The organism is Teichococcus aerofrigidensis (assembly GCF_054073225.1).
In genome coordinates this window covers 1-6,001 of the sequence record NZ_JBSXMU010000167.1, presented here as the reverse complement: position 1 = coordinate 6,001, position 6,001 = coordinate 1, and the positions used below count along the sequence as shown (strand labels likewise).

The 6,001-nt window shown below is 74.0% G+C and carries 8 protein-coding genes and 1 tRNA gene; 4 read left to right on the top strand and 5 right to left on the bottom strand.

Translation table 11 applies throughout. From position 1 onward, the window contains the following. Both ACVMLK_RS19545 and ACVMLK_RS19540 read left to right on the top strand, forming a co-directional pair. Positions 1 to 707: class I SAM-dependent DNA methyltransferase (locus tag ACVMLK_RS19545; RefSeq protein ID WP_457487367.1), on the top strand; the 707-nt coding region annotated here is incomplete at its 5' end. A gap of 205 nt (positions 708 to 912) precedes the next feature. Beyond that, a complete protein-coding gene (locus ACVMLK_RS19540; protein WP_457487366.1) occupies positions 913 to 1,371 on the top strand; it encodes a flagellar biosynthesis repressor FlbT in 459 nt (152 codons plus the stop codon). Here ACVMLK_RS19540 and ACVMLK_RS19535 read toward each other — a convergent pair. After that, complete coding sequence (locus ACVMLK_RS19535; protein ID WP_457487365.1) at positions 1,352 to 2,386, bottom strand: hypothetical protein; 1,035 nt, start codon at positions 2,384 to 2,386, stop codon at positions 1,352 to 1,354. The two genes, ACVMLK_RS19540 and ACVMLK_RS19535, sit on opposite strands and share 20 nt — an antisense overlap. Before the next feature lie 3 nt (positions 2,387 to 2,389). Further along, positions 2,390 to 2,938 carry an adenine phosphoribosyltransferase gene (locus ACVMLK_RS19530; protein WP_457487364.1) on the bottom strand — a complete coding sequence of 183 codons (549 nt, stop codon included), beginning with the start codon at positions 2,936 to 2,938 and terminating at the stop codon, positions 2,390 to 2,392. Positions 2,939 to 3,071: 133 nt separating this feature from the next. On the opposite strand from ACVMLK_RS19530, the gene ACVMLK_RS19525 reads away from it, so the two are divergent. After that, positions 3,072 to 3,263, top strand: coding sequence for a DUF2842 domain-containing protein (locus ACVMLK_RS19525; protein WP_198365972.1), 192 nt, complete (start codon positions 3,072 to 3,074; stop codon positions 3,261 to 3,263). Between the two features lie 22 nt (positions 3,264 to 3,285). Here ACVMLK_RS19525 and ACVMLK_RS19520 read toward each other — a convergent pair whose 3' ends face one another. Next, entirely contained in the window at positions 3,286 to 4,005 is a 720-nt protein-coding gene (locus ACVMLK_RS19520) for a TorF family putative porin (protein ID WP_457487363.1), read from the bottom strand. Positions 4,006 to 4,217: 212 nt separating this feature from the next. Continuing rightward, a tRNA-Pro gene (locus ACVMLK_RS19515) sits at positions 4,218 to 4,294 on the bottom strand. A 191-nt stretch (positions 4,295 to 4,485) separates the two neighbouring features. Between ACVMLK_RS19515 and ACVMLK_RS19510 the strand changes: the two genes are divergently transcribed. Continuing rightward, positions 4,486 to 4,995 (top strand): c-type cytochrome, encoded by a 510-nt coding sequence (locus ACVMLK_RS19510; protein WP_457487362.1) that lies wholly within the window; start codon positions 4,486 to 4,488, stop codon positions 4,993 to 4,995. A gap of 43 nt (positions 4,996 to 5,038) precedes the next feature. On the opposite strand, the gene ACVMLK_RS19505 is transcribed toward ACVMLK_RS19510, so the two are convergent. Beyond that, positions 5,039 to 5,731: a cytochrome b/b6 domain-containing protein gene (locus tag ACVMLK_RS19505; RefSeq protein ID WP_457487361.1), complete on the bottom strand. Its 693-nt coding sequence runs from the start codon at positions 5,729 to 5,731 to the stop codon at positions 5,039 to 5,041. Positions 5,732 to 6,001 lie beyond the last annotated feature (270 nt).

Sequence of the window (6,001 nt, the reverse complement as noted above, 5' to 3'; positions counted from 1 at the left end):
TGCCCGGCCTGCCCGAGGCCCTGGCGCGGCAGGCGGGCTTCCTGCTGGCGGCGCTGGGCGGGGCGGCGGCGCCGGCGCGCGCCCCGGCCGCCGATGTGCGCGACCTGTTCGACCAGTACGCGCCGCGCTTCGCCGCCGAGCTGACGCAACGCCTCGGCTACCGCACGCCGGAGGCGCTGGCGGAGCTGCTGCGCGACTCGGGCGTGGAGGCGGCGCGGCGGCTGCGGGTGCTGGATCTCGGCTGCGGCACCGGCCTGTCCGGCCTGGCCCTGGCGCCCTTCGCCGCCCGGCTGGAAGGGCTCGACCTCTCGCCCCGCATGCTGGCCGAGGCCGCCCGGCAGGGCTGCTACGACGCCCTGCACGAGGTCGACCTGCTCGACTTCCTGCCCGGGCAGGCCGGCCGCCACGACCTCATCGCCGCCGCGGACGTACTGAACTACCTGGGCGACCTGGCGCCGGCGCTGCGGGCCATGCGGCAGGCGCTGCGGCCGGGCGGGCTGCTCGCCTTCAGTGTCGAGCTGGGGGAGGGGCCGGAGCCCTTCGCCCTGGGCCCGGGGCTGCGCTACCGCCATGCCCCGGACCCGCTGCGCGCCTGCTGCGCCGCCGCCGGGCTGCTGCCGGTGGCGGAGCGCGGGCTGGCGCTGCGGCGGGAGCGGGACCACCCCGTGCCGGGCCTGCTGCTGCTGCTGCGAGGCCCCGCGTCTTGAGCCTTCGGTAACCCGCGGGCGACAGATTGCCGTTTCGTCACGACCAGCCTGCCGCTGGGGACGGAATGGAGGCGGATGTGCCCGCGCAACGTGAATTCGCCCGCCGGGGCCGGACCGGCCCCCTCGCCGCCCAGGGTCCCATCCCCGGCGCGCGCCCCCCGCTCGGCGCCCCCGGGCGCCCACCCCGCTCCTGAGGGCTCCGCTCATGTCCACGCTCGTGCTGGAACTGCGCCAGGGCGACCTGCTGCTCGTCAATGGCGCCCCGCTCCGCTTCCGCAACCGCGCGCGGGTGGAGCTCTGCGGCCAGGCCCGCTTCCTCTTCGGCAAACAGGTGATGCCGGTGGAGGAGGCGGTGACGCCCGCGCGGCAGATCTACTACGCGCTGCAGACCGCCTATGTCGGCCGCGAGGAGGAGCGCGCCGCCGGCCTCTCCCTGGCGCGGCTGCTCATCAGCGAGGCCGGGGCCAGCTTTCCGGCCGGCCCCGCCGGGCTGCTGCGCGCCGCGCTCGAGGCCGCGGAGCGGGACCAGTGCTATCAGGCTCTCAGGCTGGTCCGGCGCGTGATCCAGCATGAGGATGCGCTGGCGGAGCCGGCGCCGGCGCCGGAGGCTTCGGCGCCGCCGGGCATCGGCACGGTGGCGGGCGTCAGCCGGGCTGCCAGCTGAGCCGGCGCAGCAGCCATTCGCGATAGGCGAGGACGGCTTCCGGCGGCGGCAGCAGCGTGCCGATGGCGGCGCGGAGCTCGGCGCCCACCAGCGCCGGCCCGGCCCATTCCAGGCTTTGCCGGCCTTCCTCCTCCTGCCAGCGCAGCGCCGCGCGGCGCCAGGTCGCGACGATATCCGCCGAGGTCAGGCCCGGCAGCACGAGCGCCGCGCGCAGGCGCAGCGCGGCGAAGCCGGCCTGCACGGCGAGCTGCTGCGGCGTGGCGGGCAAGGCCGGGGGCAGCAGGGAGGGCAGGTCGGGGCTGTCGCGGCGCTCGGGCGTCTCCAGCTCCGCCCAGGGCGTCAGGCCCAGCTCCAGGGCGCGGCGGCGCGGATGCGGCGCGGCGATCACCATCGCATCCGCCTCGCCGCGGGTGATCGCCGCCTCGGCCGCGGCGCCGGACAGGCCGAAGAGCGGGGTGGCGGCATGGCCGGTCAGGTCGAGCGCCATCAGCGCCGCGGTCTCCGGCGCCTCGGGGCCCGGCAGGGCGAGGCGGAGCGGTCGGGCCGAGGCGGGCGCGGGCAGGCCGCGCCCGGCCAGCACGGCCCCCTGCCAGGAGGCGCAGAGCGGCAGCCAGTTGGCCGGCTGGAACTGGGCGCGGCTCTCGCCCACCAGCCGGGCATGGGCGGCGAGGCCGGGCAGCACCAGCAGGGTGCGGCCGTCGCCGCCCTCCAGCGTGGCGAAGCGGTTGGCGGCGGTGACGCCGTCCGGACCGCCCAGGATGCTGGTGCGCAGCGCCATGGCCTGGGGCAGGGCGCGGGCCAGGCCGGCGGCGACATTCCGGGCCCATTGCGCGGCGGCGCCGTTCTCGGGGCCCGGCAGCAGCAGGGTGGTGCTGTCGGGCAGCAGGGCGGGCGGCAGCGCCTGGCCGGCGGCGGGGCGGCCCAGGATGGCGGAGCCGCAGCCGAGGCCACCCAGCCCGGCGGCGGCCAGCAGGGCGCGCCGGCCGCAGCGGGGGAGGCCGCCGGCCGCCCTCACGGGTCAGTCTTCATAGGCGGCCAGGGCCGCGACGGGGACATCCAGCCGGTCGCGGCCGTGCAGCCCGGCCAGCTCGATCAGCACGGCGGCCAGCGGCACCTCGGCCCCGGCCCGGCGCAGCAGCTCGACGCCGGCCGCCATGGTGCCGCCGGTGGCCAGGAGATCGTCCAGCACCACGACGCGGTCGCCCGGCTTCACGGCGTCGGCCTGCATCTCGATCCGGTCGGTGCCGTATTCCAGCGCGTAGTCGTAGCCGATGGTCTCGCCCGGCAGCTTGCGCGGCTTGCGCAGCATGATGAAGCCGAGGCCGAGCTCCAGTGCCAGCGGCGCCGCGGTCAGGAAGCCGCGGCTCTCGATGCCGGCCAACAGGGTCGGGCGGTAGGGCCGGACGACCTCGGCCAGTTGCGACATGGCGGCGCGCCAGGCCGGGCCGTCCCGCAGCAGGGTGGAGATGTCGTAGAACAGGATTCCGGGCTTCGGGAAGTCCGGGATGCCGCGGATATGCGCCTTCAGGTCGAAGGCGTCGGTGGCGGCGGGGGGCTGGCCGGGCATCGGGGTCTCTCGGTCGGGTCGGGCCGGAAAAGGCCGGGATGGGGGGCGGACACTAGGCGCGCCGGGCCGCCGCTGCAAACGCCACGTCGGATGGAGGCTTGGCGAAGCCGTGCCATGCTGCCAGGAACGGGCGATGCCACGCATCCTTCTCGCCACCCTTCTCGGCCTCGCGGGCCTGCTGCTCTACCTCGGCCTGGTGCTCTGGCTGGGCGACCGGGTGCAGCGGCTGCACTGGACGCTGCAACTGGTCTTCTATGTGCTGGCCGGCTTCGTCTGGGTCTTCCCGATCCGGCGGCTGATGTTCTGGGCGGCGCGGAAAGACTGATCCGCGGCCACCCGCCGGGCGGTCAGAAGGCCCTGCTCAGTGTCACCATCGCCCGCGCGTCGCAGTATTTCGCGCCGGCGAAGCAGTCGGTCTTGGACAGGTTGGTGTCGTAGTAGCCGACCGTCAGCACGAAGCCGGCATAGATCTCGCGCGAGACCGCGACCGACCAGTTGGCGTAGTCCGGCGCGCCGTAGCGGGGGTTGCGGTCGATCCACTGATAGCCGAAGCGGCCGGCCAGGGTGAAGTCGAGCGGCAGGCCGACATCGGCGCCGGCCTCGAGATAGACGGCCGATCCGGATTCGAAGTAGAAATCGGGCGACCACGCGGCGGTGCCCAGGAACTTCACCGGGTCCAGCGTGTAGCTCGCCTTCGCCATGGCCTCGAAGTAGTTGTAGTCGTATCCGCCTTCGGGCTTGTCGTAGCCGGGATAGGTATAGAAGACGCCGCCCAGGTCGAGCGCCAGCCCGCCCACCTCGAAGCGGTAGCCGGCCAGCAGGTCGAGCTCCTGCCGCGCGTTGCTGCCGGGGAAGGTGACGTTGCTGAGGAAGCCGCCGACATAGAGGCCGCTCTCATGCTGGACGTCGAGCGTCAGCGAGATGGCGGGGCGGTTGCGCGTCTGCGAGATGCCGCGGAACAGGTAATCGGAACTCACGGCCGGCGTGGCGGTCACGGTCAGGCCGACACTGTCGATGGTGGTCTGCGCCGCGGCAGGAAGGCTGAGCGACAGAATGCTCAAGGACAAGGCAGAGGCGCAGGCCAGGGGTGATTTCATGGATGTGTTTCCCTCGGCCGGTGGCTTCCCTGCCACCGACCGCAGGGAACGCCGAGCAAGATTCCTGCCAATCCGAAACGAAGCCGGAGGGGGAACCATCGAGGGGTGGAAAACCGAGAAGCCCCCCCGGCCGTTTACCCGGAGGGAAGGGCAGGCGGGGCTTCCGCCCGGCCGGATCATTTTGGTCGGAGCGAGAGGATTCGAACCTCCGGCCCCTGCGTCCCGAACACAGTGCTCTACCAGGCTGAGCTACGCTCCGTCGTTCCGGCCGGGCGTCATCGGGTCAGGGCGCGGCGTATACCGCCCCGCCGGGGGCTCGGCAAGGGTGGGTGGAGGGTCCGGCGCAGAAAACGGTGCGGAAAAACCGACGGCCGCTTTTCGGCTTCCAATTTTTGTGGCGCGCGAGGCTCAATGCTTCCCCTGCCACTTCTCCTGCCGGAGTTGAACCCGATGAGACTGAAGCCCCTGCTCCTGGCCGGTGCGCTCGCCGCGGCCGGCCCGCTGATCGCCTCCGCCTTCCTGCCCGCCCTGACCGGCCCCTGGATCGGCGCGGCCCAGGCCCAGGGTAATGCCGGTGCGGGCAATGCCGGTGCGGGCGATGCCATCGCCGAGCGCAAGGCGGGGCTGAAGCGCATGGCGGGCCATATGGAGGCGATCAAGGGGATCGTCGATGGCGGCGGCGCGGTGGCGCCGGTGGCGGAGCGCGCGCAGGAGATGACCCGCTTCTTCGAGGGCTTCCCGGCGCTCTTCCCGCCCGGCAGCGATCAGGGCGAGACCAGGGCCCGGCCGGAGGTCTGGTCCGACCGCGCCGGTTTCGAGAAGGCCGCCGCCAATATGGTGCTGGCCACCCGCAAGCTCGGCGAGGCGGCGGGCAGCGGCGACACCACGGCGGTGGCTGCCGCCTTCCGCGAGACCGGGGGCACCTGCGGCGCCTGCCACCGCGGCTACCGCGCCCGCTGAGCCGGAGCCGCCGGCCCGGCCCCCCCCCGGAGGGGTCGGCGGTTCAGCTCAGGGTGGACAGGGCCCACACCAGCGCGGCCGCCAGGCCCAGCAGCAGGACGGCCAGCACCGGCGAGCCGAGGCGCGGCGGCTCGCCCGCCCAGTTCGCCGGCAGGCGCTTCACGCCCGTCACCATCGGCCGCACCAGGTCCTGCCGCTTGGCCAGGGCGTAGAGCAGCACGGCGAGGATGTGCAGCCCGGCCAGGGCCAGGATCAGGTTGAAGTTGCGGATGTGGATGAAGGTCATCCAGTCGCTGAGCCAGCCGGGCGCCCGCGCAGCCAGCGGGCCGCGGGTGAAGATGAAGTCGTCGGCGAAGAGGCCGCTGACCGCCTGGAGCAGCAGCACCGCCAGCAGCAGCAGCACCATCCAGCCGCCGGCGGCGTTGTGGCCGAGCTCGGTGTCCGGCTCGCGGCGGAAGAGGTGCCGCAGATGCCCGAGCGCGGCCAGCGGCGAGCGCAGGAAGCGGCCGAAGCGCGCCGTGTCGGAGCCGACCAGGCCCCAGGCCAGCCGGAACAGCAGCAGCGCCAGGATGATGTAGCCGCTGGTCAGGTGCAGATCCATGCGCCCGGTCTCGGCGCTCCACCAGGACAGGCCGATCAGCGCCACCATGCTCCAGTGCAGGGCCCGGACCCAGACGTCCCAGACCTTCACCCTGACCTTGGCCCCGGCCTCCCCGCGCTTCATGGCCTCCGGCACTGGCCCCTCCTTCTCCGGTCCCGCCGCGATAGGACATGCCGTTGCCGCCACCCGGCAAGAGCCTTCTGGTCCTTGTGGCGGAGGGGCGATCCGGGCCAGATTGCGATATCATGATGACAGCGAAGCGAAACGGCCTTCCGGCCCTGCTGGGCGGGACGGCGCTGCTGGCCCTGGCCGGGCTCGCCGGGTGGCTCTGGATGGCGCCGCGGGCCCCGGAGCGGCCGGTTGTCGTGGCCGCCCCGCCGGCGGCGGCCCCGGCCGCCACCACCG